The organism is Pedococcus sp. 2YAF34 (genome assembly GCF_052114585.1).
Lineage (GTDB): Bacteria > Actinomycetota > Actinomycetes > Actinomycetales > Dermatophilaceae > Pedococcus.
On the sequence record NZ_JBFRFA010000017.1, the window covers coordinates 1 to 23124 of the forward strand.

General features: G+C 73.2%; 24 protein-coding genes and 1 pseudogene. 14 read left to right on the top strand and 11 right to left on the bottom strand.

The window, feature by feature from the left end; genetic code table 11:
• Window positions 1-710 (top strand): annotated as a pseudogene (locus tag AB4Z02_RS10735) (hypothetical protein); the annotation flags it as partial.
• 5 nt (window positions 711-715) lie between these two features.
• Window positions 716-1186 (top strand): hypothetical protein, encoded by a 471-nt coding sequence (locus tag AB4Z02_RS10740; RefSeq protein ID WP_441970887.1) that lies wholly within the window; start codon window positions 716-718, stop codon window positions 1184-1186.
• Between the two features lie 39 nt (window positions 1187-1225).
• Here AB4Z02_RS10740 and AB4Z02_RS10745 read toward each other — a convergent pair whose 3' ends face one another.
• Both AB4Z02_RS10745 and AB4Z02_RS10750 read right to left on the bottom strand, forming a co-directional pair.
• The gene (locus AB4Z02_RS10745; protein ID WP_441970889.1) at window positions 1226-1930 is read right to left on the bottom strand and encodes an NUDIX hydrolase; all 705 of its coding nucleotides are present in this window, start codon (window positions 1928-1930) and stop codon (window positions 1226-1228) included.
• Window positions 1927-3048: a glycosyltransferase gene (locus tag AB4Z02_RS10750; RefSeq protein ID WP_441970891.1), complete on the bottom strand. Its 1122-nt coding sequence runs from the start codon at window positions 3046-3048 to the stop codon at window positions 1927-1929. The genes AB4Z02_RS10745 and AB4Z02_RS10750 overlap by 4 nt, the downstream gene beginning before the upstream one ends.
• Window positions 3049-3089: 41 nt before the next feature.
• Here AB4Z02_RS10750 and AB4Z02_RS10755 point away from each other — a divergent pair, with 41 nt between their 5' ends.
• The 3 genes from AB4Z02_RS10755 to AB4Z02_RS10765 are packed head-to-tail and all read left to right on the top strand — an operon-like array spanning window position 3090 to window position 5414.
• A complete protein-coding gene (locus tag AB4Z02_RS10755; protein ID WP_441970893.1) occupies window positions 3090-3911 on the top strand; it encodes a PIG-L deacetylase family protein in 822 nt (273 codons plus the stop codon).
• Window positions 3908-4978 (top strand): lysylphosphatidylglycerol synthase transmembrane domain-containing protein, encoded by a 1071-nt coding sequence (locus AB4Z02_RS10760; protein ID WP_441970895.1) that lies wholly within the window; start codon window positions 3908-3910, stop codon window positions 4976-4978. Before AB4Z02_RS10755 ends, AB4Z02_RS10760 begins: the two co-directional genes overlap by 4 nt.
• Entirely contained in the window at window positions 4971-5414 is a 444-nt protein-coding gene (locus AB4Z02_RS10765; RefSeq protein WP_441970897.1) for a hypothetical protein, read from the top strand. Before AB4Z02_RS10760 ends, AB4Z02_RS10765 begins: the two co-directional genes overlap by 8 nt.
• 18 nt (window positions 5415-5432) lie before the next feature.
• Here the strand turns inward: AB4Z02_RS10765 and AB4Z02_RS10770 are convergent, their stop codons facing one another.
• The 4 genes from AB4Z02_RS10770 to AB4Z02_RS10785 form a co-directional block, all read right to left on the bottom strand.
• Window positions 5433-6308 (bottom strand): aminoglycoside phosphotransferase, encoded by an 876-nt coding sequence (locus AB4Z02_RS10770; RefSeq protein WP_441970898.1) that lies wholly within the window; start codon window positions 6306-6308, stop codon window positions 5433-5435.
• A 12-nt stretch (window positions 6309-6320) separates the two neighbouring features.
• Window positions 6321-7187 (bottom strand): type 1 glutamine amidotransferase, encoded by an 867-nt coding sequence (locus AB4Z02_RS10775; protein ID WP_441970900.1) that lies wholly within the window; start codon window positions 7185-7187, stop codon window positions 6321-6323.
• The gene (locus tag AB4Z02_RS10780) at window positions 7184-8500 is read right to left on the bottom strand and encodes a MurT ligase domain-containing protein (protein WP_441970902.1); all 1317 of its coding nucleotides are present in this window, start codon (window positions 8498-8500) and stop codon (window positions 7184-7186) included. Before AB4Z02_RS10780 ends, AB4Z02_RS10775 begins: the two co-directional genes overlap by 4 nt.
• Before the next feature lie 505 nt (window positions 8501-9005).
• Complete coding sequence (locus AB4Z02_RS10785; protein ID WP_441970904.1) at window positions 9006-11051, bottom strand: hypothetical protein; 2046 nt, start codon at window positions 11049-11051, stop codon at window positions 9006-9008.
• A 91-nt stretch (window positions 11052-11142) separates the two neighbouring features.
• Between AB4Z02_RS10785 and AB4Z02_RS10790 the strand changes: the two genes are divergently transcribed.
• Window positions 11143-12372 carry an AGE family epimerase/isomerase gene (locus tag AB4Z02_RS10790; protein WP_441970906.1) on the top strand — a complete coding sequence of 410 codons (1230 nt, stop codon included), beginning with the start codon at window positions 11143-11145 and terminating at the stop codon, window positions 12370-12372.
• Between the two features lie 152 nt (window positions 12373-12524).
• A complete protein-coding gene (locus AB4Z02_RS10795; protein ID WP_441970908.1) occupies window positions 12525-13346 on the top strand; it encodes a hypothetical protein in 822 nt (273 codons plus the stop codon).
• Here AB4Z02_RS10795 and AB4Z02_RS10800 read toward each other — a convergent pair.
• The 3 genes from AB4Z02_RS10800 to AB4Z02_RS10810 are packed head-to-tail and all read right to left on the bottom strand — an operon-like array spanning window position 13330 to window position 16569.
• Window positions 13330-13953, bottom strand: coding sequence for a YdeI/OmpD-associated family protein (locus tag AB4Z02_RS10800; RefSeq protein WP_441970909.1), 624 nt, complete (start codon window positions 13951-13953; stop codon window positions 13330-13332). The two genes, AB4Z02_RS10795 and AB4Z02_RS10800, sit on opposite strands and share 17 nt — an antisense overlap.
• 40 nt (window positions 13954-13993) lie before the next feature.
• Complete coding sequence (locus AB4Z02_RS10805; RefSeq protein WP_056882389.1) at window positions 13994-14653, bottom strand: response regulator; 660 nt, start codon at window positions 14651-14653, stop codon at window positions 13994-13996.
• Window positions 14650-16569, bottom strand: coding sequence for a sensor histidine kinase (locus AB4Z02_RS10810; protein ID WP_056882388.1), 1920 nt, complete (start codon window positions 16567-16569; stop codon window positions 14650-14652). Before AB4Z02_RS10810 ends, AB4Z02_RS10805 begins: the two co-directional genes overlap by 4 nt.
• A gap of 169 nt (window positions 16570-16738) precedes the next feature.
• Between AB4Z02_RS10810 and AB4Z02_RS10815 the strand changes: the two genes are divergently transcribed.
• The 5 genes from AB4Z02_RS10815 to AB4Z02_RS10835 are packed head-to-tail and all read left to right on the top strand — an operon-like array spanning window position 16739 to window position 19668.
• Window positions 16739-17095, top strand: a complete 357-nt coding sequence (locus AB4Z02_RS10815; RefSeq protein ID WP_441970912.1) for a hypothetical protein — start codon at window positions 16739-16741, stop codon at window positions 17093-17095.
• Window positions 17092-17757 carry a hypothetical protein gene (locus AB4Z02_RS10820; protein WP_441970914.1) on the top strand — a complete coding sequence of 222 codons (666 nt, stop codon included), beginning with the start codon at window positions 17092-17094 and terminating at the stop codon, window positions 17755-17757. Before AB4Z02_RS10815 ends, AB4Z02_RS10820 begins: the two co-directional genes overlap by 4 nt.
• Window positions 17754-18245 carry a YybH family protein gene (locus tag AB4Z02_RS10825; RefSeq protein WP_441970916.1) on the top strand — a complete coding sequence of 164 codons (492 nt, stop codon included), beginning with the start codon at window positions 17754-17756 and terminating at the stop codon, window positions 18243-18245. Before AB4Z02_RS10820 ends, AB4Z02_RS10825 begins: the two co-directional genes overlap by 4 nt.
• Window positions 18242-18526 carry a hypothetical protein gene (locus AB4Z02_RS10830; protein ID WP_441970918.1) on the top strand — a complete coding sequence of 95 codons (285 nt, stop codon included), beginning with the start codon at window positions 18242-18244 and terminating at the stop codon, window positions 18524-18526. Before AB4Z02_RS10825 ends, AB4Z02_RS10830 begins: the two co-directional genes overlap by 4 nt.
• A 47-nt stretch (window positions 18527-18573) precedes the next feature.
• Complete coding sequence (locus AB4Z02_RS10835; protein WP_441970920.1) at window positions 18574-19668, top strand: threonine aldolase family protein; 1095 nt, start codon at window positions 18574-18576, stop codon at window positions 19666-19668.
• A gap of 38 nt (window positions 19669-19706) precedes the next feature.
• On the opposite strand, the gene AB4Z02_RS10840 is transcribed toward AB4Z02_RS10835, so the two are convergent.
• Entirely contained in the window at window positions 19707-20462 is a 756-nt protein-coding gene (locus tag AB4Z02_RS10840) for a hypothetical protein (RefSeq protein ID WP_441970921.1), read from the bottom strand.
• Entirely contained in the window at window positions 20459-21175 is a 717-nt protein-coding gene (locus AB4Z02_RS10845; RefSeq protein ID WP_441970923.1) for a DUF998 domain-containing protein, read from the bottom strand. Before AB4Z02_RS10845 ends, AB4Z02_RS10840 begins: the two co-directional genes overlap by 4 nt.
• Window positions 21176-21590: 415 nt before the next feature.
• Here AB4Z02_RS10845 and AB4Z02_RS10850 point away from each other — a divergent pair, with 415 nt between their 5' ends.
• Both AB4Z02_RS10850 and AB4Z02_RS10855 read left to right on the top strand, forming a co-directional pair.
• A complete protein-coding gene (locus tag AB4Z02_RS10850; protein ID WP_441970924.1) occupies window positions 21591-22484 on the top strand; it encodes a hypothetical protein in 894 nt (297 codons plus the stop codon).
• 135 nt (window positions 22485-22619) lie between these two features.
• Complete coding sequence (locus tag AB4Z02_RS10855; RefSeq protein WP_156399793.1) at window positions 22620-23105, top strand: DUF6326 family protein; 486 nt, start codon at window positions 22620-22622, stop codon at window positions 23103-23105.
• Window positions 23106-23124: the final 19 nt, after the last annotated feature.

Genomic DNA, 23124 nt, shown 5'->3' on the forward strand with positions numbered 1-23124 from the left:
CTCCCCCGGCACCGCCCGCGGGTCGGCAGCCGCGTCCGCCCAAGCCGCCGCGGGCGCCTCGTCCGCCACGGCGACGCTCGGGAGGCTTCGGCGCGACGCTGCTCATCAGCGGCCTCGCCGTCGCCGCCTACGGGCTGACCACGTGGGCCCACCAGGCCAACGACTGGGCCGGCAGCGACCAGACGGTCGCCCTGTGCGCCGCCCTCGCCGTCGTCGGGCTCGGCGTCCTGGCCCTCGGGTTCGCCGGGCGGCGCACCGGGCTCACCGGCTTCGTCGCCGTCGTCCTGGTCATCGTCACCTGGACCGCGTCGGTCGTCCCGGACGTGACGTTCGGGGGCGGTGTCGGCGAGCGCGTCTGGCGCCCGTCGGTCACCGACACGACGAAGTCCTACCGGCTCAGCATCGGGTCGGCAGAGCTCGACCTCACCGCGCTGCCCGACAACCCGGGCACGGCCCGCGACGTCGAGGCGCGGGTGGGCGTCGGCGAGCTGCGCATCCGGGTCCCCGACAACCTGACCGTCGAGGTCCGCAGCTCGGTCGGGGCCGGCCAGATCACCAAGGCCGCCCCCGGCACCCTCGACTCGGTCGACACGAGCGGCAACGGTGACGGCCGCAACATCAGCACCGTCGAGACGTTCGGGACCGGAACCCCCGACGTCGTCGTCGACGCCCACGTGGGCCTCGGCCAGATCCTGATCGGCAAGGAGTGAACGCCATGACCAGCCCCCACGACGAGACCCGGAACGACCCGCAGGAGGAGCGCCCGGACGCCACGCAGGAACTGTGGGGCGACACCACCGCCGAGCACGCGACGGCCGAGCAGGCCACACCCGAGTTCGCGACGGCCGAGCAGCGGTCCGCCACCGACCCCACCCAGCAGCTCCCGGTCGACGACCACCGCGCCGCCACCGAGGCCACGCCGGCCGGACAACCGGTCCCCACCACGGCTCCGGCCGCCTGGGCGCCACCTGTGCCGCCGCGACCGACCGGGCCGCACATCCCGGCGGTCCTGCTGGGTCTGGTCTGCCTCGCGGTCGGGGGGATCGTGCTGGCCCAGGAGCTGGGCAACCTCACCATCGACTGGGGCGACGTGGGCCCGCTCGGGTTCGTCGCCATGGGCGCGGTCCTGGTGGTGCTGGGCATCGTCGGCCTGGCCGGCTCCAACCGGCGCAACGCCCGCTCCTGACCGCGGGGCCGAGCGTCACAGCCACAGGGCCTCAGGGCCTCAGGACCGGCCGAGCCACCGCGACATGTGGGGGCCGAACGACCGGCCGAGGTGGTAGCGGCCCAGCTCCTCGACCCGCACCCAGCGCACCGACTCCGTCGACCCACCGATGTCGTGGACGACGGGGTCGGTGGGCTGTGGGCACCACGCGGCATACACGATGCGCACGGCGTGGAAGTCCTCGAGCCGGCCGCTCGGCGCCCGGCCCACCCAGTGGGAGGTGTGCGCCTCGAGCAGGCGCACGCCCTGGACCTGCTGGCCGCTCTCCTCCCAGACCTCCCGGTGCAGCGCCGCGACCGGCTCCTCGCCGGGGTCGAGGCCGCCGCCGGGCAGGGTCCACCGCCCGGGCGCCGACGTCAGGGCGGAGAGCTCGGTGAGCAGGACGCCGCGCTCGCTGGTGACGACGCCGTAGGCCGCGGTGCGCTGGTGCACCTCCGGCACCTCCCCGGGCTCGAGCACCAGGCCGGGGTCCGTGGGCACCTGCGCGGAGGGCACCTCGACGGGCTCGACCGGTTGGACGGCGTAGTCGAGCGTGAGCGAGCCGTCGCCGTGGCGCAGCGCGTCCAGCAGGCGCGCGCCGCCCCACCCGCGACGGCCCAGCTCGCGGACCGGGTCGGCGCCGTGCTCGAGGACGAACGCGACCACCTCCCGGCCGTCGTGCCCGCGGCCGCGTACCTGCAGGGACGTCGCGGGGACGGGGGTCACGACGCACCCGCCCGGCGGTACTCGGACTCGGCGAGGTCGACGACGGCGGGCCACGCCTGCGCCGGCGGCACCTCCCGGTTGTGGGTGGCGATGCGCGTGCGGACCGCGTCGTCGCACACGAGGTCGACCAGGGCGCGGACCATCGCCTGGTCGTCGGAGCCGAGCAGGCCGTCCTCGCCGTCGGTGACGAAGTCGCCCACCCCGGTGTCGGCGCGGGCGACCACGGGCAGACCGGCCGTGCGGGCCTCGAGTGCCGCGATGCCGAACGCCTCGAGCCGGGCCGGCGTGAGGTAGACGTCGCTGCGCCAGTAGCTCCTGCGCAGCTCGTCCCGGTCGACGCGGCCGGGCAGCCGCACCCAGTCGCCCATCTGGTGGGCGGCGACGAACCGCTCGAGCCGCCCCCGCTCCGGCCCCTCCCCGAAGAGCGTCAGCCGCATGGCCCGGTCGGCGGGCAGGAGCCGTCGGGCAGCCTCGGCCACCTCGAGCGCGGCCATCGGGCGCTTGCGCGCGGCCAGGCGCATGGACGCCACGACCTCCACGGGGGCGCCCGGGTCGCGCACCGGCGTCGAGGGTGGCGCCCAGAGACCCACGTCGATGCCGTTGGGGAGGACACGGACCTCGCTGCCCTCCCCCACCACCGCCTGGACCGAGGCCGCGGCGACGCCCGACACGGCCGAGAGCGCGGCCCCACGCCCGCCCCACCGCCGGGCGTGCCCCAGCGCCCGGAACAGCGGTCGCGAGCGCTCCATCAGGCAGTGCCAGGTGGCGGCGGTCGGCAGGCCCAGCCCGAGGGCGACACGCGCGAGGTCGGTCGCGAACGGGCTGACCACGCCCATGTGCACGTGCGCCACGTCGAAGCCGCCGCCCTGCAGGCGGCGGCGCACCTCCGGCGGCGCGAACGGGTTGACCGGGAGCTCCCACGGGAGCCGGATCGCCATGCGGTGCACCGGGATCCCGTCGACGAGCTCGACGACCCCGTGGCGCTCGCCGCGTGCCCCGGGCGTGGCCGTGAAGACCTCCACCTCGTGCCCGCGGGCGACCAGCTGGGCCGCGAGGTCGTGCGTCTGGACCTCGATCCCACCCAGCCTGGGCAGGTAACAGTCCGTCAGCAGCGCCACCTTCACGGGCTAGAGCCTGCCATGCGACAGGATGGCTCGTGATGACCCGCACCCTGGTGGCGTTCCACGCGCACCCCGACGACGAGGCGCTCCTCACGTCGGGGACGATGGCGCGCGCCGCAGCGGAGGGCCACCGGGTGGTCACGGTCGTGGCGACCGACGGCGACCTCGGCCTCGCCTCGGACGAGTACGCCGCCGACGGCCGGCTCGGCGACCGTCGCCTGGACGAGCTGCGCCGGAGCGCGCAGGCGCTGGGCGTCGCACGCGTCGAGTGGCTCGGCTACGCCGACAGCGGGATGGTGGACGGCGCCCACCCCGACCCCCCGGGGCGCGAGCGCTTCGTCCGGGTCGACATCGACGAGGCGGCCCAGCGGCTGGCAGCGATCCTGCGCGAGGAGCAGGCCGACGTGCTGCTCACCTACGACCGCAACGGGGGCTACGGCCACCGCGACCACGTCAAGGTGCACGTCGTCGGCGCCAGGGCGGCCGAGCTCGCCGGGACACCCCGGGTGCTCGAGGCCACCGTGCCGCGGGACGCCATCAACCGGGGGCTCGACCTCGCCGCGAAGTTCCACCACTTCCCGCCGGAGTTCGACCGCGACAGCTTCCGCCGGGCCTTCAGCGCGCGGTCCGAGATCACCCACCGCATCTCCGTGCGCCGGTATGCCGCCGCGAAGCGCGCCTCCATGCGCGCCCACGCGTCGCAGGCGAGCGCGGAGGGGGGCGCCGACCGCACGCTGGCGGCGTTCCTGCGCATCCCCCGTCCCCTCTACGACCTCGTCTTCGGGCGCGAGTGGTTCATCGACCCTGCGAGCCCCCCGGGCCACCGGGTGGCGACCGACATCTTCGAGGGCCTGCCGTGAGCGCCGGGACCGCAACCACCGAGGGACCGGCCCAGCGCCCGGCACGCTCGCGCGGTCGCACCGTCCTGCAGGGAGTTCTGGGCCTCGGACTGGCGGCGGTCCTGCTGGTGTGGGGACTCCCCCGCGTCTCCCACGTCTCCTGGGGCGAGGTCTGGCAGGTGCTGGACCGCGTGCCGGTGGCCACCGCCCTGGTGCTGCTCGGGGGAGTCGTGGTCGGCCTCTACTGCTACACCTTCACGCTCACCGGGTCGCTGCACGGGCTGCGGCACTGGCAGGCCCTGATCGTCAACGTCGCCGGGTCGTCCGTGGGCAACCTGCTGCCCGGTGGCGGCGCGGCCGGCCTGGCCGCGACCTACACGATCTGCCGCTCGTGGGGGTTCTCCCGCCGTGACATCTCCACGTCGGCCATCGTCACCGGCGTGTGGAACGTGCTGGCCCGCATCGCCCTGCCCCTCGTTGCGATCGTCGCCCTGCTCGCCGGGGCGGACGCCGACGTCCCGAAGAAGCTGCAGGACGCCGCGATCGGCGGTGCGTTCAGCGGCGCGCTCCTCCTCGGCGCGTTCGTGGCGGTCCTCGTCTCCGAACGGGCCGCGGTGGCCATCGGCCAGGGCATCGACAAGGTGCTCGGCCGGCTGTGGCGCCGCCGCAGCATGAGCGTCAGGGACCTCGTCGTCGACCTCCGGGCGCGCATCAACGACGTGGTCCGGACCGGCTGGCTCAGCATGACCCTGGGCCTCGTCGGCTTCTTCGGCGTCTACTACCTGCTCTTCCTGGTGTGCATGGATGCCACGGGCGTGCACCTCTACTACGGGCAGCTCTTCGCGGCATACGCGATCGGGCGCCTGGCCACGGCGGTCGGGGTCACCCCCGGCGGGCTGGGGGTGACCGAGGCGGTCACCACGTCGGCGCTCATCGCCTGGGGTGCCGGGCCGGCGGAGGCGTTCGCCGGCGCCATCCTTTTCTCCGTCTACACCCACCTCATGGAGATCCCGCTGGGTGCCCTCGGGTGGCTCGCGTGGTCGTTCAGCCCCAAGAAGGAACCGGTCGAGGAGCACGCGCATGGGTGAGGACGAGGAGGAGCGCCGTCGCCGAGCCGCGGAGCGCGCAGAGGCCGCCGACTACCACGTGGCCGCCGACCAGCGGCGCCGTGAGCGGGAGTCGGTGCGGGCCCAGGTGCTCGTCGACGAGTTCGTCACCCGCGCGACCGAGGCCGGCTTCCCCACCGAGGAGCTCACGGCGCGCCCCTGGTCGGGCCGTGGCCGCTACCGCACGGGTGTCCGGGGCTGGTACCTGCGCCGCGACGAGTCGATCGGGATCGGGACCGACGGCTCCTACTACGTGCTCGTCGTGCCGCCGGAGCGGTTCGGCCGGTGGCGCACCGTCGCCATCGCGCCGACGCCCCCGCCGCTGCAGGTCGGCGCGGGCGGCCGCGACGGCGAGTCGGCGACGCTGGCCGCGCTCATCGCGCTGCGGCTGGACTGGGGCAGCGACCCCGACGCCTGAGGACCTGCCGCAGAAGCCCTAGAGGGCTCGTAGCCGGGCGGGGTCGACGGCCCGCGCCAGGTCGGGCGTCAGGAGGCTACCCGGCACCTCGCTGAGGAGCCGGAACAGCGCGGCCCGCAGCAGCACCGGACGCCGGACGGGGTCCTGCCACTGCACCAGTACCGCTGGGTCCGCACCGTGCCACAGGACGGCGTCGAGGACGCACACCGCCTCGGCCCACGACGGCGGCCACCAGTACGGCGCGAGGTCGATGACCACCGGGGTGCCCGTCGCGTCGAGCAGGACGTTGCCCGCGAGGTCACCGTGGACCAGCTGCGCCTGCCCGGGCCCCGTCGCTCCTCCCCCGGCCGCGTCGTCGAGCTCGCCCACCCACTGGTCGGCGAGGTCGGACCCGTATCGCGCGACCGCGTCACGCAGTGCGGCGCCGCCACCATGGACGAGGCGGTCGGCCTGCGCCCAGCAGTCGGTCCGCGCGTCGAGCCCGGCAGGGCGCTCGGGCACCGCGACGGCCAGGCGGGCGTGCAGCACCCGGCCGGTCGCCACGAGGACGTCGAGGTCGGTGCAGGCGGTCGTGTCGGGCTCGAACCGGCTCGCGGCCCAGCCGTCGACCACCCAGGAGCCGTCCCGGGCAGGGATCGGCATGGCGATCCGGACGGTCCCCGGCCGCTCCAGGTCGAGGGCCACCGCGAGGCGGGCCAGGACCGGGCTCAACCAGTCCTGGGTCGCCGCGTCCCGCCCCGGCGACAGCACCAGGTCGCCGGCGACGACACTGCCACCGCCGCCCCCGGGCAGGGGCCGGACGTCGTCCGGGGCGGCGAACAGGTCCAGGACTTTCGGGGGGACCCGTGCGGGCACGGGCGTGGAACGGTCGGTCAGGTGCTGCTGCGGCTGCATACCGGGCAGTGGTCAGCGCTTGACGAGCCGGCGCACCTGACGCGTGCGGGCCTCGTCGGCGAAACCGTCGTCCTGCGGGGCCGGCTCGAACGGCCGTCCGGTGGCGCGCTCGGCGGCAAGGGCGATGAGCGCGTCGGCGAGCGCCGGGTTGGCCGGGAGGATGGGGCCGTGCAGGTAGGAGCCGATGACGTTGGCCGTGCGGGCACCCTCGGTGCGGTCGGTGCCGTTGTTTCCGAACCCGGCGCGCACCGTCCCGAACGGCGCCTGGCCGTCTCCGAGCGTCGTCGAGCCGGAGTGGTTCTCGTAGCCGACGACGTCGCCGAACTCCGTGCTGAGGACGACCGGGCCGATCATGCGCTTGGCGTTGCCCTGGGTCGTGACGTCGAGGATGCCGAGGCCCGGGAGCCGCTTGCCCTCGACGGTGATGAAGGCGTTGCCGAACAGCTGGTACATCCCGCAGATCATGAGCATCGGCGTCCCGTCGCTGGCGAGCCTGCGCAGCCGGTCGGAGATCTGCTCGAGGTCGGCCTCGACCCGCACCTGCCCGGAGTCCTGGCCGCCGCCGCCGACCACGAGGTGCACGGTCTCGGGGAACGCGCTGCCCGGGTGGTGCTGGTGCACGACGGGGCTGTAGCCGTGCCGGCGGATGCGGGCGGCGAGCGCGCGGGTGTTGCCGAGGTCGCCGTAGATGCTCATCTCGCGCGGGTAGAGGTGCACCAGGTGGATGGCGCCCTTGCCCTCGCGCTCGGCGTCGGGGACGACCGCGGAGTCCTGCGGCTCCCCCGGGATGAACACGTCCTGGGGGTGGGCCGCCGTGGCACCGTGCTGGGCGGGCTCGGACTGCGCGGGGTTCGCGTGGGCTGGTGGCTGGATGGTCATGACGCCTCCTCGCCGATGTCGGGCAGGTCGTATCTGGCGGCGAGCACCCGGCGCAGCGCCATCATCGCGGTGTAGGTGCAGAAGATCCGCTTGGGCTCGTCGCGGTGCGCGGCAAGGAACGCGTCGAGCGCCGCCTCGAGGTCGGGCTCGACCCGCTCGACGGGCACGTCGTCGTACTGCAGGCGCAACGCCATGTCGTAGCCGCGGACGCCGCTGGTCACGGCGACGCCGCGCTGCCGCAGGCTCTCGAAGCTCACGTCGTAGAGCCAGGAGACGTCGCGGCCGTCGGCGTAGTTGTCGTTGATGGCGACCATCGTCGCGACCGGCGTGGAGCCGTAGGTGCCCAGGGCGACCGTGAACCCGGCCGGGTTCTTCACCAGGACCAGCTCGAGCGGCTGGCCGTCGACCATGACGACCTCGCCCCGGCCGAACGGCGGGGTCACCGCGCGCAGGGCCTCGGCGGCCCTGGCCGGGTCGAAGACGTCGCCGAGGAGCAGGCGCGCCGTGGCGGTGGCGGCCGTGGCGTTGATCATCGCGGCGAGGCCGCGCTGCTGGAGCTCGAGCGGGCCGACCGTGCCAGAGCCGGCGGAGCCGTCGCCGAACAGCACCTCGAACGACCGCTCATCGCTCGGCTTGAGCAGGCCGTCGTCGGGACCGGCGACCGGCGGCACGAAGTCGTCCTCGAACCGCACGTCCTGCTCCTGCAGCTCGGGCAGGCGGTCGGCGATGGAGGCGTCGACACCGAAGTAGCGGACCTGGACGCCGTCGGCGACGCGGTCGCGGATGCGGGAGACGAAGGAGTCGTCGAGGTTGAGCACGACGCCGGTGGTCGTCTGCTCGGCGAGGCTGGCCAGGAGCTGGGCGGTGTGGTCGATCTCAGCGAACCGGTCGAGCTGGTCGCGGGCGACGTTGAGCAGCAGCGCGTGGGTGGGCTTGACGGCCGCGGCGAACTTGAGGGCGTGCGCCTCGTCGAGCTCGAGCACCGCGAGGTCCGCGGCCAGGCGGCCGCTCACCGGCAGCTCGCCGAGCATCGAGGAGATGACGCCGCGGGTGAAGTTGCTGCCCGTGGGGTTGGTGAAGACGGTGCGGCCATGGGCTCGCAGCACGGCGACGAGCATCTTGGTGGTGGTCGTCTTGCCGTTGGTGCCGCTGACCACCACGATGCCGCCGCGGACGTCGGCGAGCGCGTGGGTGAGGAACCCCGGGTCTACCTTCTCGGCCACCAGCCCCGGCAGGGCGGAGCCACCGCCGCGGAGACGGGACGCCGCGCGCGCGGCCTTGCCTGCGACCACAGCCGCCGTCGTCCTCAGCACCCTGCAAACCCTAACGGTCGCGCCGGGCGCCGCTCGCACCTGCTCGGGCGCGGAGGCCCAGGACGACCGACGCGCCCCACAGGAGGAACAACGGGTCCCACAGCCAGGCGTGGCCGACCATCCCTGGGCGGTCGAAGCCCGAGGACGGGTGGATCGCGCCCACGAGCACGAGTTGGCCACCACCGTGTTGAGACCACCCCACAGGACCAGGACCGCCGCACCGAGCCAGCACGCGGACCGCGCGACCTGCCCGGCCGGCCAGCCGTTCGAGGCCAGGAGGAGGGGCGCCAGCGCTGCGACGAGCTTCAGTGCACCGATCGGAGCGAGCACCCATTCCCTCCCCCGGAACGTCGCCACGAGGTCGCTGCCCAGCGACCAGACGAGCGCCGTGCCGCCCACCGCCCAGTAGAGGCTGAAGGCAGCGTGGACGCAGCCCAGCAGACCGGCCACCACAAACGCTCGGGGCACGGTCCGTGCAGGTGCAGCGACACCGGTGCTCATCGGTTCAGGCGCGGGCGGCGACCAGGTGACGGCGCCCGGTGAGCAGCGCCAGCCCGTAGAGCAGGGCGACCACGATGAGCAGGGCGTTGAAGCCGAGGATGAGCGCGAGGTACTCCAGCGCGCCACCCACCATGGCGCCGAGCAGGTTGGCGCCGAACGCCACCGTGCTCGACCCCGACCCCTTGAACCGCACGGCGAAGAGCAGGTTGGCGACGAAGATCGGCAGGAACGCGATCGTCACGCCGGCGAGGAAGCGTGGGACGACGGAGAGGTCCAGCAGGCTGTCCTGGGGCGCGAGCCAGGCGAGCGCGAGCGCGGCGAGCAGCACCGGGTACAGCAGGACCGGTCGCCTGATGGTGACCCGGCGGGCGACCTCGATCGCCGCGAGGACGCTGAGCAGCACCCCGGCGAAGACCGCCGCGTTCACGGCCCAGGTCGTGCCGAAGAGCAGCGCGAACTGGACGACGTTCTTGGTCTCCAGCAGCAGGAAGGCGCCGCCCATGAAGAACAGGTCGGCATACGGGCGCATGGTGCGCAGCGGGCCCGCGACCGTGCGGACGGCCACGACGGAGGCGAGCAGGACCAGGCCGAGCATCCACAGGTAGAACGACGGTATGGAGCGGGAGCCGAGGTAGGGGAACGGCCGGTCGTCGACGGAGGGCTCGAGGGCGGCGGCGCGCAGTGTCCAGGTGTTGGTGCACCCACCCGTGCTGGCGTCCTTGCGCAGCGTGAGCACAGCCTGCTGGCGGGGGCCGTAGCTCGGGCCGAGCTGCACGCACGGCGCGGTGCCGTAGACGGTGCGGACGGTGTTGGCGTAGCGGTCCAGCAGCCACGGCTCGTAGTAGTTGTACATGGCGAACGTGCCGCCGGGCTTGAGCAGCGAGCGAGCCTTGGTGAGCGCCTGGGTGGTGAACAGGTAGTTCTCCAGCCGCAGCGCCGACTGGCCGGTGACGATGGTCGCGGAGTCGGGCAGCGCCAGCAGGATCAGGTCGTAGCGGCGGTCGGTGCGCTCCATGAACGCGCGGCCGTCGTCGACGTGGGTGGTGACCCGCGGGTCGGAGTACGGCCGGTCGGGGTGTCGGTCGCGGCCGAGCTGCAGCAGCGCCGGGTCGATCTCGACGGCGTCGACCCGCTTGGCTCCCTGGTCCAGGGCCACCGCGACGTCGTTGCCGGTGCCGGCGCCGACGACCAGCACGTCGTCGTGCGGGCCGGCGTAGGTGTAGGGGTAGAGGTAGAACTGCGAGCTCTGCTTGATCACCGACACCGGCAGGGCGGTCTGCAGCGGCGTGTTGTTGACCTCGACGCGCACGAGGCCGCCGGCCACGTCGGCGGTGTGGATCTTGTAGTAGGGCGACCACTGGAAGCTGCCCAGGAAGGACTCTGCGCCGAGCATGAGGACGAGGGTGGCGAGGGCAACGGCCGGCAGGCGCCCGGCCCGGGCGGCGCGGCGGCCGAGCAGGACGACGAACGCGGCGGCAGCCACCAGGCCCCAGCCGAGCGGCGGCAGCCGCAGGAACGACAGCGCCGCGAAGGCGACGATGCCGGTCAGGCTGCCGACGACGTCGAGCCGGTAGGCCTCGAGCGGGGCGAAGGTGGCGAAGGTCCGGCCCACCTCCTGGGCGAGCGCCATCAGGGTCGCGACGGTGAGCACGAAGACGACGGCCAGGCTCAGCGGACGCGGCAGCGGCGGCAGGTCGAACAGGCCCACGAGCTGCCACTGTCCACCGCGCCCCGTACCGGTGCGCACGGGGAACACCAGGACGAACGCGATGAGCGCCGCGAGCAGGACCGGCGCCAGTGGGAAGAGGTCGCGCTCTGCCTTGGCCCGCAGGAACCCCAGCCCGATGCCGAGGAAGCTCGCCAGCAGGACGAAGTTGGTGAGGTGGACGAGGTAGAGGTTGTTGGACGACGTCCACCGGATCAGCGCCAGCTCGACGAACAGCATCAGCGCACTGGCCAGCACCAGCCGGGTACGGCGCCGCGGCTCCGGGAGGCGGGCACGGCGCCGGGGCTCGCTCCTGACGGTCGCGTCCTCGTGCTCCTGCTGCATCGTCTCCCCTTCGCGCGCCGGCCGCCCCCGCCAGCGGAACCGTAGCAACCAGCGCGGCCGTGGTGGGGGCCCCGCGTCATACGATCCGGGCATGCTTCCTGTGGCTCCCGACCTCGACACCCTCGCCTCCGAACGCGCCCGGCTCTGGGAGTTCGCCCGCCGGTCCGTGCACCCGACGGGCGGGTTCGCCTGGCTCGACGACACGGGGCAGCCGGTGCTCGACCGCCCCGTCGAGGCCTGGGTCACCTGCCGGATGACGCACGTCGCAGCGCTCGAGGTGCTCGGGGGCAACGGGGACGCCCGGCGCGAGCTCGACCACGGCGTCGCCGCCCTGCGGACGACCCTGTATGACGCCGAGCACGGTGGGTGGTTCGCCGCGGTCGACGTCGCCACCGGGCAGCCGACCGTGCCCGAGAAGCGTTGCTACGAGCACGCTTTCGTGCTGCTGGCCGCGGCAAGCGCGACCGCGGCCGGGCACCCCGATGGCGAGGCGCTGCTGGCCGACGCGGTGGGCGTGTTCGAGGACCGGTTCTGGCGCGAGGACGAGGGCATGGCCGCCGAGTCGTGGGACCGCGCGTGGACCACGCTGGAGGACTACCGCGGCGCCAACGCCAACATGCACACCGTCGAGGCGCTACTGGCCGTCCACGACGTCACCGGTGAAGCGGTCTGGCTGCAGCGTGCCGAGCGGATCGTGCGCCGCGTCGTCCACGAGGTCGCCCGCCCGGCCGAGTGGCGGCTGCCCGAGCACTTCACCTCCGCGTGGGTGGCTGCGCCCGACTACAACCGCGACTCCCCCGCCGACCCGTTCCGCCCGTACGGCGTGACGATCGGGCACCTGCTGGAGTGGTCGCGGCTGGCCCTGCACGTGCGGTCCGCGCACCTCGTCCGCGGCCAGGACGCGCCGCAGTGGCTGCTGGAGGACGCCGAGGGGCTGTTCGACGCGGCGGTGCGCGACGGCTGGCACGTCGACGGCGAGGACGGGTTCGTCTACACGGTCGACTTCGACGGCACCCCCGTCGTCCGGACCCGGCTGCACTGGGTGCTAGCCGAGGGCATCGCGGCAGCCTGGGCACTGGGCGCGGCGACCGGCGAGCAGGGCTACCTCGACTGGTACGCCGTGTGGTGGGACCAGGCGGAGCGCCGGTTCATCGACCGGGTCGACGGGTCGTGGCGGCACGAGCTCGACGAGCACCACCAGCCGTCGACGACGGTCTGGACGGGCAAGCCGGACGTCTACCACGCCTACCAGGCCGCGCTGCTGCCTGCGCTGCGGCCGGCGGGGTCGTTCGCCGGCTCGTTCCTCGGCCCCGCGAGCTGACGGACATTCCGGTCACGGTCGGTCCTCCTCGCATCCCCCGATCGGCTGGTGCTTGGGCGGAACGACGCACTGCGGCGCTCCGCGCGTCCTAGCGTGACCGCCGACCGGCTGGGGGCGGCCCGTGCCCTGCTGCGCCGGCGGAGGAGGACACCGTGCTGGAGTACCGCGCCACACCCTGGCTGATCGAGTACGCCCACCACCCCGAGCTGGCCTCGGAGCTGGAGGACCTCGGGCTCGTGCCGGCCGGCTGCCTCGTGCTGGACAACGGCCACGACCTGTCGTTGGAGTGGTCTGCGGCCTACGAGCAGGACATCCAGCGCTACTTCCTCGAGAACGCCGAACGACCCGAGCCGATCCTCGTGACCCCCGACGGCACGGTCTCGGCGGAGGTCGGCGACTGGTACGGCGGCGCGAGCCTGCGGGTGCGCACCCTCCTGGCCGACGGTGCCCTGGTCGAGACGAAGCTGCGCTGGCCGGTCTTCCCGCCGTGGCCCAAGCGGATGCAGCATGGCCGGCGCCTCACCGACCTCGAGACCGAGATGACCCGCCACTGCGCCCGCGGCCGTTCGATCGTGGTGGCGGACGGCTCCCCTGCCCAGGTCCTGGCTCGGCACCGGGACCACGTGAGCGAGGCCGAGCGGGAGCGCACCACCGTCGCGGTGCCGCTGCGCTCGATGGACGATGTCGAGAACATCGCCAACGCGGCGTTCGCCCACGCCCAGCAGGTGGAGACCGCGGGACTGCTGCTCGTCGGTGTCCTCCACGTCGTGGGTGGCCTGCTGGCGGTGGCGGCCCTGCTGCTCGGATGGCTGGTCGGGCCGTGGTGGCTCTGCCTCTTCGCCGTGCCGGTCGTCGCGCTCGCGTGGTGGGCCAGCGTCCCTGTGCTGGTGATCGCCCGCCGGTGGAAGCGGTGGCGTCCGCCGTTCCCGTGGGTCGTGCAGCGCCGGTCCCGCATCCTCACCCCCGGCGCCTGACGCCCCCTGACCCGGGTGTGGACCCGGACCTGGGGTGGATGGTCTCCCCTTGCGCGAGCATGGCGACGAGCTGCTCGATGCGTCGGCTCCGGGTATCGGCCCGCTTGGCGGTCTCGATGCGGTAAAGCACGGAGTACCGGTTCCGGCTGTCGAGGCCCTGGAACGCCGCGCGCGCGGCAGGGTCGGCGTCGAGCGCTGCGGCGAGGTCGGCCGGCACCTCGATGCTCGCCGGCCCGGCGTACGCGGCGTCCCAGCGGCCGTCGGCCTTGGCGCGCTCGACCGCCGCGAGTCCCGGCGCCTGCATGCGCCCCTCCGCGATGAGTCGCTCGACGATGGCGACGTTGCGCTGGGACCAGCCGCTGCGCGGGGTACGGGGCGTGAAGCGTTGCCGGTAGCTGCGGTCGTCGCCGCTGCGGACCTGCCCGTCGATCCACCCCTCGCAGAGCGCCTCCTCGAGCGCCTCGGCATACGTGAGGCTCGTCGGCGCGGCGGCGCCCTTCTTCGCCAGGGTCAGCCACACCCCGCGGGATCCGGCGTGGTGCTCGCGGAGCCAGGCTCGCCAAGCGGCGCGGTCCTCGACGGTCAGGGCGGGCAGCTCCTCACTCACGACGCCCACCTTCGCACGCCGGCCGGGTTGAGGTCGTCCGTCAGTCCTGCGGACGCGGCCGTCCGAGACCGGCGTCGCGGGCGCGCATCGCCGCCTGGGTGCGGTCGGCGACCTGCAGCTTGGCGAGGATGTTGGAGACGTGGTTGCTCACCGTCTTCGAGCTGAGCCCCAGGCGGCGGGCGATCGCGCCCGTCGGCAGCGCTGACGCGAGCAGGTCGAGCACCTCGAGCTCGCGGGCCGTGAGGTCCGCGAACGCCGCCGTCCGTGCGTCCGCGGTCGCTGGGGCGGTCAGCTGGTTCAGGACCCGGGTCGCGATCCCGGGGCCGAAGACCACCTCACCCGCCGCGACGGCGCGCACCGCCCCGGCAATGTCCTCCTGCTCCGATCCCTTGAGCAGGTAGCCGTGCGCACCGGCACGCATCGCGCTGAAGAGCGAGTCGTCGTCGTCGTACATCGTCAGGACGCAGATGCGCACCGCGGGCGCCACCCGCCCCAGCTCGCGGATGGCCGTGAAGCCGTCGCCGTCGGGCATCTTCAGGTCCATCAGCGCCACGTCGGGACGGTGGATCACCGCCTCGCGGACGGCTGCGCGGCCGTCCGCGACCACCGCGACCACCTGGAAACCCTCCAGGGTGGACAGCACGCCGACGAGCCCCGACCGCACGACAGGGTGGTCGTCGGCGACGAGGACCCGGATCATGCGAGTGCCGTGGGCACGCGGACCCGTACGTGGCCGCCGCCCGGACCGGGGCCGACCTCGCAGGCACCGCCGAGCTCGGTGACCCGTTCCTGCATCCCGACGATCCCGACGCCCGGCCGCCAGTCCTCGGTGGAGGCGCCGTTGTCCAGCACCTCGCAGTGCAGCTCGGCCCCGTCGTGGCCCAGCCGGACGACGACGGAGTCCGCGCGGGAGTGCCTCACGACGTTGGTGAGGGCCTCGGTGGCGATGCGGTACACCGCCTGCTCGACGGCTGGTGGCAGCGCCGGCAGCTCGGCGGCCTCGAGGGTGGTGTGCAGGGGTTGCCCGTCCGCCCGGCGCTGCAGCTGCCCGGCGCGGATACGGAGCGCCGCGACCAGCCCCTGCTCGTCGAGCGCCGGCGATCCCAGGTCGTCGACGATCCGGCGGACCTCCGCAAGCGCCGATCTGGCTCCGGTGCGGACCTCCGAAAGACGTTGCTGCACAGCGTCTTCGGGGCCACCGCCGGCGAGGTTGGCTGCGGTGTCGGCGGAGAGCGCGACGCCGGTCAGCAGCGGCCCGAGCCCGTCATGGAGCTCGCGGCGCAGCCGGCGACGCTCGTGCTCGCGGGTGGACACGAGCCGCTCGCGCGAGCGCTGCAGCTCCTCCAGGAGGACCGTCGCGTGCACCGCGGTCGAGAGCGGGCCCGAAAGCAGCCTGAGGATGCGCTCGTCGGCGGGCGCGAGTCGTGTCTCGCCTCGTCGCAGGCCGACGAGGAGCTCGCCGCCGTCCAGTGGCAGGCTCACCGACGGTCCTTCGAGCGTGCCCCCGGCAGCGAGGCCCTGGCCGTCGCCGGAGACCCCGACATAGGGCAGTCGCAGCGTCGTCCGGATCTCCTCGAGGGTCGCCTGCAGGCTGATGCCGAGCGAGCGCCCGACCCGCGACGCGACGCGCAGCGGGTCACCGCGGTCGCCGTAGAGGAGCCGGTCCACCGCGGCCTGGAGCCGGGTGCGCAGGGGAAGCGCGAGCAGCGCGACGACCAGCGCGGAGGCGACGTCGGTGAGGACGAACACCAGGGCCGCATACATGGCCAGCACGAGGCCCGAGAGCAACGCGTAGGTGACCCCGCGGGCGACCACCAGCCGGATGTCGAGCAGCTGGTGGCGCAGGACGGCCGCGGCGACGGCGGCCGGGAGCAGTGGGATCGTGAACAGCACGGCGAGCGGCGTGCCGGCGACGAGCGCCCATGGGGTCACCGCGATCCCGATGACTGCAGCCGCTGCGACCAGCCAGAACAGCTGCCGGCGCACGACCTCGGGGCCCGCCCGGTAGCGCACCACGAGGCACGCGATCCCGACGAGCACCGACAGGACCCACCGCGCCTCGCTGACCGTCCACAACCAGCTGAGCGACTCGTAGGTGCGCGCGCCGAGGGTGCCGTACGGGCTGGGGCTGCCGGACGGCTGCCCGGGGTCGAGGCCCACCTCGAGGACGAAGAGCGGGCAGGTCGCGGCGATGGTGGCTGCCACCGGGCGCCAGCGTCGCGAGGCGAGCCGGCCGTCCGGGAGCAGGAGCAGCGAGAGCGGGACCAGCGTGATGTTGACCGGCCAGGCCCACTGGAAGACGGCGCCATCAAGGCGCAGCAGCCACGTGGGCACCCCCGCGTCGCCGAGCACCTCCTGCAGGGGCGCGGCGAGGGCGGACAGGGTCTGGCAGAGGCCGCCCGCGGCATACATCCAGCCGAGCGCCGAGCCCGGCCGGTGCCAGGCGATGAGCACCCCGCACAGGCCGAAGCTGACGCCGATCAGGGTGTTGCTGACGACGAAGGCCTGCACCGCGTCGTCGAACGACCAGCCCGCGGCGAGCGTGGCCCCCACCGCGCCGACGGCCAGCAGGACGGTCATGAGGCCGATCGCGCTGGCGAGCCCCTTCGTGCGCATCGACCACCTCCTGCGTCCTGCTCGAAGATACCGCCGCGGACGAGGCGTGCACCCGGGAATCTTTCCCGGCCGGGTCGGGCGGACCGCCGGGCGTGGCAGGAAGCGGCCCCTGCCACTCGGGTGGGCCTGGCATCGACGGTTGAGGTCCATCCAACCCAAAGGAATCCTCATGGATACCAACACCATCCGCCGCGCGGGCCTCCTCGCCCTGGCGGTGCCGTCGCTCGCGGACGTCCTCACCCTGCCGCTGGCCGACGGCGAGCACCCTCCCTACCCGATGGCGGTCCTCGCGACCCTGCTGGGCATCGTCTCCCTCGGGCTCGTCGTCCGCGCCCTGCGCGACCCGTCGCGGCCGCTGCGCCCGCTGGTCGCCCTCCGCGTGCTCTCGGCGGTCACCGCCCTGCCCGCGCTCGTCGTCGACGGCGTCCCCTCTGCCGCCCAGGCAGTCGGCGGCGTCATCGTGGTCCTCACCGCGGTCGGCGTCCTGCTGGTCTCTCGAGGCAACACCGCGGTGGTGGCGTCATGACCACGGTCGTCGCCCCCACCCGAACGCGCTCGGCCACCCCGTCCCTGGTGGCTGTCGCCGCGCTGCTCCCCGTCGGCCCCGCCGCGGTTGCGGTCCTGCGCCTCGCCCTCCCCTACTACACCGCCGACGGCAACGCGGCGTCGCTCGCCGCCGTGGAGGCCCACCCCGGCCGGCAGAGCGCGGTGGTCTGGCTGACCTACGTGGCCGTCCTCACCCTGGTGCCGGGTCTCTTCGCTGCGGCCCGGGTGTGCCGCGGCGCGGCACCGCGCCTGACGGCCTGGGCCCTGGCGCTGTCGGTGCCGGGGTACCTCTCGCTCGGCGTGCTCGCCGGCTACGACCAGCTGCTGTGGAGCGTCGCCACCTCGGACGTCAGCGCCACCGACGGTGCGGCCGTGCTCGACGCGGCGCACCCCACGATCGACATCTCGATCGGCGTGTTCGTCCTCGGGCACGTGGTCGGCACGGTCCTGCTCGGGCTGGCGCTGCTGCGGTCGGGACGGGTGCCCGCGTGGGCGGCCTGGGCGGTCACCGTCTCCCAGCCCCTGCACTTCGTGGCGACCGTGGTCCTCGGCAGCCCGCAGGTCGACTTCGTCGCGTGGAGCCTGACGGCGGTCGGTATGGCGATGGTGGCACGGGCCCTCCTCGCGAAGGCACCCCGGTGAACGCGGAGCGGGCCGAGCGCGGCCCGAGCGACCGGGAGCAGTTCCTCCGGTGGGTCGAGGGCACCCTCCACGCCGCAGAGCTCGCCCTGCACGACGGCGACGCCGAGCCACGTCGGGCACTCTGGTCGCGGCAGGAGCCGGTCAGCGTCGTCGGCGCGTGGCGCACCGCGATCGGCCAGGCGGAGGTGGGCGTGCTCTTCACCGACCTCGGCCGCAGCTTCTCCGGGTGCACGTCCTACTCGTTCGAGCTGCAGGCCTACGACGCGGTCGGGGACATGGCCTACACGGCCGGCCTCGAACACACCTCGACTTCGGTCGACGGCCGACCGCGCACCTACACGCTGCGGGTCACGCAGGTCTACCGCCGCGAGGACGGTGCCTGGCGGGTGGTCCACCGGCACGGCGACACGGTCGCCGTCGAACCGGTGGCGACACCCGTCAGCCCGCCCGAGTTGGCCGCGACGACGACAGGAGGCGGATCGGCATGAGGCTCTACATCTGCTGGAGCACCAACGGCAGCAGCCACCACGACTGCCACAAGGCGCACCAGGCCCTGGTCGAGGCGGGCCACGACCCGCAGACCGTGAAGGCCAAGGGCCAGGAGCACCTGCCCGCGTTCCTGCAGTTCAAGGTGAGGCGGGAGGTCCACGCCCTGACGGGATCGTTCTTCGTCCCGGTCCTGGTGCTCGACGACGGCACCGCCATCAACAGGCCGGACGAGATCGTGGCGTGGGCACGATCCCACCCCGCCACACCACAGACGGCCTGACCGAGGTGGCGGCGCGGACCGCCCACCGGTGGGTCAGGATGGGCGTCATGGACCCCCATCCCACCCCCACCGACCCTGCGCAGCCGCAGCGTTCCCTCTCCGTGCACGGGCAGCAGCGCCGCGCGCCGACCCGTCGCCTGCGCGACTTCCAGGCGCGTGTCGAAGACGGCGACCTCGACACCTACGGCCGGGGCGGCGCCGTGGCGCGGCTGGAGGAGCGCGTGGCCGACCTGCTCGGCAAGGAGGCGGCGGTGTTCATGCCGACGGGGGCGATGGCCACGCAGGTCGCGCTGCGAGTGCACGCCGACGCCCGCACCTGCCGCACCATCGGGTTTCATCCCAGGGCGCACATCGAGGTGCACGAGCGCAAGGGCTACGAGGTCGTCCACCAGCTGCACGGGATGCTGCTCGGCGACCACGACCGACTCGTCACGCTCGAGGACCTCGAGGCCGTTCGCGAGCCCATGGCTGCGGTGCTCCTCGAGCTGCCGCAGCGCGACCTGGGCGGCCGCCTCCCATCGTGGGAGGAGCTGGTCGCGCAGACGTCCTGGACGCGCGACCGAGGCGTAGCGGCGCACCTCGACGGCGCGCGGTTGTGGGAGGCACAGCCGTTCTACGGTCGCCCGCACGCCGAGATCGCCGCCCTCTTCGACACGGTCTACGTCTCCCTCTACAAGGGTCTCGAAGGTCTTGCCGGGGCGGTCCTCGCGGGGCCGTCCGACCTCGTCGACCAGGCTCGTGAGTGGCTCGCGCGGCTGGGCGGGCAGCTGCACCACGCCTGGCCGCTGGCGGTCTCGGCGGAGATCGGGCTCGACACGCTCGTCCCCCGGATGCCGGCGTTCTGGCAGCGGGCAAAGGAGCTCGCGGCGGTCCTCCAGGACCTCCCGGGCGTCGAGGTCGTCCCCGATCCCCCGCAGACGCCCCTGTTCCACGTCATCGTCCCCGTGCCGCCCGAGGCGCTGGCGGCAGCGCACTCCCGGTTCGTCGAGCGCCGGGGACTCGAGCTGTTCCTCTACCCGCGTCCCACGACGTCGCCGCGAAGCAGCCGGTTCGAGGTCACGGTCGGCGAGAACGCCATGGCCGTCGATCCCCAGGAGGTGCGGCAGGCGCTGGAGGAGGTCATCCGCGACGCGGTCGGCTAGCGGCTGCACTCAGTCTGGCAGCCCGCTCGGACCCGCTCTCAGATGGGAGGGTTCCCGGTGACAGGAGCCGGGGGACGGCGTCCGAGGGTGTGCAAGGTCCATGCGGTCAGGGCGAACCAGACCGGCAGGAGAAGGCCGTAGAGCAGGTAGCCGTCCCCGATCACGGGACGGAGAGCCTCGGCCACGATGCCCACCGCTCCGGTCAGGATGCCGAATGCCGCCACGCGTGCGGGCACGGGGCCGCGCCATGCCACCAAGGAGAGCACCAGGATCCCGGCTGCGGTCAGGACCCCGGCCCAGGGCATCGCGTTGGTCGTGGCGATGACCGCGTCTGCGGCGCTGGCCAGGCCGGCGCGCTGGTCGGCCGTGGACGCCGACTCGTAGGCGGTGCTCAACGTGAGCAGGCCGCCGTTGAGCGACTGCGGACTGCTGCCGACTGCCAGGGCGGTGACCTCGGAGGCGATCCCGAAGAGCCCACCCACGAGCGCCAGCGACTTGTCCACGTGCTTGAGCGCCATGGCCCAGGCGCTGAACACGACCAGGGCCGGGACGCTGAGCCCGACGAAGCACACGAGCTCCACGAGGTAGACCACGCGGTGGGTGCCGATGTACTCCAACAGCGCGGCGCCAGACGACGGAGGGATGGGGACGGTGGCGAGCAGAACCAGCGGAATGAGGACCATGACCACGTACGCTGCGGCTGCCCAGGCGCCGAGCCGGTACAGAAGCCGCCAAGTCGGGTCGGGTGACGCGCGGTGCGCCTGCGACTGGGTGCCCGAGGGGCGTCGGGTCATGGCACGCCGCCAACGGCATTGTGGGCGTTGCGTCGAAGCAGGACGACGGTGGCGACCGCCAACCAGAGCAGCCACGCCCCAATCCCGATCCGCTCCAACAGGCCCATGTATGGGGTGGGGTCCCCTGCTTCCAGGCGGTCGACCTGGGCGCTGAGCCTTCCGAAGACCAGTGCGACGGCAAGTGTGAGGACCGAGTAGGCGCGGAAGCGCCAGCCGAAGGCGACCGCGAAGACCGCCACGTACGACGCCACGAAGATGCCGGTTCCGGCAGCCAGGACCAGGTGCATGGTGTCAGCCGACGTGGAGCCCCCGGCGGCGATCACCTCGCGGCGGGACATGGGTGCGAGGACCCAGAAGAAGCTCATGACGCCGTGTCCCAGCATCAGGGCACCGGCGATCCGGATCGCCCGCGCGCCGTGCGCGGACTGCCACATCCCGACCCCGAACCCCAACTGCAACACGCTGAAGACCGGGCCCATCGCCGTGAGGAAGGCCCTCGGCGGTGCCCCGGTGGCGGACAGCTCACTGACCGCCTGCGACATGCGGCTGTACCCGCCGTAGACCGTCGCCGCGATCGCATCGTTCACCAGCGGGTAGAGGACCGCGTAGGCGATGCCGCAGGCCACCAGAGCTCGCCGCACCCTGACGGACGCGGCCTTCCGACCGACACGGTGCCGCGCCGCGGGTGACGCCTCGCGGATGCTGCCTGACATGGCGGCCACCTCCCGACCCGGCCTTTCGCCGCCTACTCACCGTCCTCCTCCGGCGACTCCCTCAGGCAGAGCCAATCGTCCCGAGGGCGTTGCGGCGCGAGAAGGGTCGGATCAGGCGGACTAGGCGAAATGAGGGAAGTGTCGGTCTGGTCGGGCCTGTAAGGATGGACGAAGTGATCGGTGTGGATGGGTCTGCACGAGCAGGAGCGGGGCCCACGCACTGGGCGCCATGCGGGCCGTCCTGCAGGTGAGCACTGGCGGCATGCCGCCCGCGGTGCGCGGTTGGCGGCGGAGCCGGCTGCATGGCAAGGACGGGGTGGACTCCGCCGGGACGGGGAGCCATGCCGAGAAAGGTGTGACCATGGGGGTTTTGGGCTTCTTCAGAGCAGCCAGGCCGCTGCTTGCATTGGTCATCGTGCTACCCCTTCTGGCGATGTCGGCCACGGTGGGGCTGTTGCTGCCCCAGCCGGTCGAGTACACGGCGACGGCGGTGGTCGACCCGTCAGCCCTCGTCGGCGGGTTGGACACCCAGTACGCGGGCGCGCAGGGGGTCACCCAGTTCGTCTCTGCTTTCGAGGCCACCGCTTCCGGCCCGGTGGTGCGCAGTGCGGTGGTGGCCAGGACGAAGGTCTCCCCGGACGACCTCGCTGCAGGACTCGTCGTCACGCAGCGCGGGTCGAGCGCCAGCGTCGCCGTCGCGTACACCAGCATGGACGAGGACACCGTCGTCCCGATCCTCGAGGACGTGACCGTCCAGACGCTGCACACCCTCTTCGAGAGCCAGGTGCAGTCCGCTCAGGCCGCAGTCGACGGAGCGCAGCGGGCCGTGGCAGCGGCCACCGCCGCCATCAGCCAGTTCACCGCCAGGAACGCCGTGGCCGACCCGCAGAACGCGTATGAGGCGCAGCTCGCCCGGGTCGACGGGCTCGTGCAGCAGCAGGCGTTCGCCCGCGCTGCCGGCAACGCCGTGGGAGCGGCTGCCATGGCGACCTCCATCGCCGCTGCTGAGGCCGAGCTGACCCGCTTCGCGCCACTGATGACCGGGTACCGGACGCTGACGACCGCTCGGACCGTCGCCGTGCAGGCTCTCGACGCAGCGAACGCCAAGCTCGCCGCCGCGTCGATGCAGCTGGCCAACGCCGACCCCACCAAGATCGTCTACGTCGGCAGTCCGCAGGCGGTCGACCGCTCTCGGCGCATCGTGCTGGCCACGGTGTCCGTGGGCACGGCCGCGTTCCTGCTCGGGCTCGTCCTCGTTCTCGTTCTCGTCCTGACGGCTGCGGCTCACGACGCACCCGGGACAGCCTGACGTCGCAGCGTGGGCGGCCCCTCGCCGCAGGACCTGTGCCTCTGCCGAGAGGTGGAGCGGGCCGAAATGCTTGGACCAGCGGGACAGTCCCGCCTTGTCGGGCGCCCAAGCCCGAACGGCCCTTGGGAGGCAACCGTGACCGCCAGGAACCATTACCAGGACCCTTGGATCAGCCCAAGAACCAAGATCTCCGCGCTGTGGACGTCCATGCTGTTCGTCTTTGCGTACGTGGACCTGTTCAGCTCATTCCGAGCCGACGTACGGGCGGACATCGCAGCCGGCAAGATGTTCGCCTTCACCATCGGACAGGGCTTCCTGCTGGGCGTGACGATCTACGTCCTGGTCCCCAGCCTGATGGTGTTCCTGAGCCTCGTCCTGCCGGTGAGGGCCACGCGGATGGCCAACCTCGTCGCGGCCGTCCTCTACGCAGTCACGATCGCGGGGGGCGCCATCGGCGAGTGGAGCTACTACATCGTCGGCAGCCTCGCCGAGGTCGCTCTGCTGGGCGGTGTCGTCTACTACGCATGGACCTGGTCGAAGACGACTGACGCTGTCGGCTCCCCGGCAGAACAGTCCCGGGACGGCGTACGAGTGCACTCTGCACCCCACGTGCGCGGATAGGTCCTGCCGGCGGACTGCA

Excerpts from the sequence above, each read along its gene's own strand:
- AB4Z02_RS10840 (WP_441970921.1), bottom strand. The coding sequence starts at position 20,462 with ATGACCCGACGCCCCTCGGGCACCCAGTCGCAGGCGCACCGCGCGTCA.
- AB4Z02_RS10765 (WP_441970897.1), top strand. The coding sequence starts at position 4,971 with ATGGGTGAGGACGAGGAGGAGCGCCGTCGCCGAGCCGCGGAGCGCGCA.
- AB4Z02_RS10805 (WP_056882389.1), bottom strand. The coding sequence starts at position 14,653 with ATGATCCGGGTCCTCGTCGCCGACGACCACCCTGTCGTGCGGTCGGGG.
- AB4Z02_RS10770 (WP_441970898.1), bottom strand. The coding sequence starts at position 6,308 with ATGCAGCCGCAGCAGCACCTGACCGACCGTTCCACGCCCGTGCCCGCA.
- AB4Z02_RS10810 (WP_056882388.1), bottom strand. The coding sequence starts at position 16,569 with ATGCGCACGAAGGGGCTCGCCAGCGCGATCGGCCTCATGACCGTCCTG.
- AB4Z02_RS10785 (WP_441970904.1), bottom strand. The coding sequence starts at position 11,051 with ATGCAGCAGGAGCACGAGGACGCGACCGTCAGGAGCGAGCCCCGGCGC.
- AB4Z02_RS10815 (WP_441970912.1), top strand. The coding sequence starts at position 16,739 with ATGGATACCAACACCATCCGCCGCGCGGGCCTCCTCGCCCTGGCGGTG.
- AB4Z02_RS10845 (WP_441970923.1), bottom strand. The coding sequence starts at position 21,175 with ATGTCAGGCAGCATCCGCGAGGCGTCACCCGCGGCGCGGCACCGTGTC.
- AB4Z02_RS10775 (WP_441970900.1), bottom strand. The coding sequence starts at position 7,187 with ATGACCATCCAGCCACCAGCCCACGCGAACCCCGCGCAGTCCGAGCCC.
- AB4Z02_RS10740 (WP_441970887.1), top strand. The coding sequence starts at position 716 with ATGACCAGCCCCCACGACGAGACCCGGAACGACCCGCAGGAGGAGCGC.
- AB4Z02_RS10755 (WP_441970893.1), top strand. The coding sequence starts at position 3,090 with ATGACCCGCACCCTGGTGGCGTTCCACGCGCACCCCGACGACGAGGCG.
- AB4Z02_RS10790 (WP_441970906.1), top strand. The coding sequence starts at position 11,143 with ATGCTTCCTGTGGCTCCCGACCTCGACACCCTCGCCTCCGAACGCGCC.
- AB4Z02_RS10820 (WP_441970914.1), top strand. The coding sequence starts at position 17,092 with ATGACCACGGTCGTCGCCCCCACCCGAACGCGCTCGGCCACCCCGTCC.
- AB4Z02_RS10830 (WP_441970918.1), top strand. The coding sequence starts at position 18,242 with ATGAGGCTCTACATCTGCTGGAGCACCAACGGCAGCAGCCACCACGAC.
- AB4Z02_RS10835 (WP_441970920.1), top strand. The coding sequence starts at position 18,574 with ATGGACCCCCATCCCACCCCCACCGACCCTGCGCAGCCGCAGCGTTCC.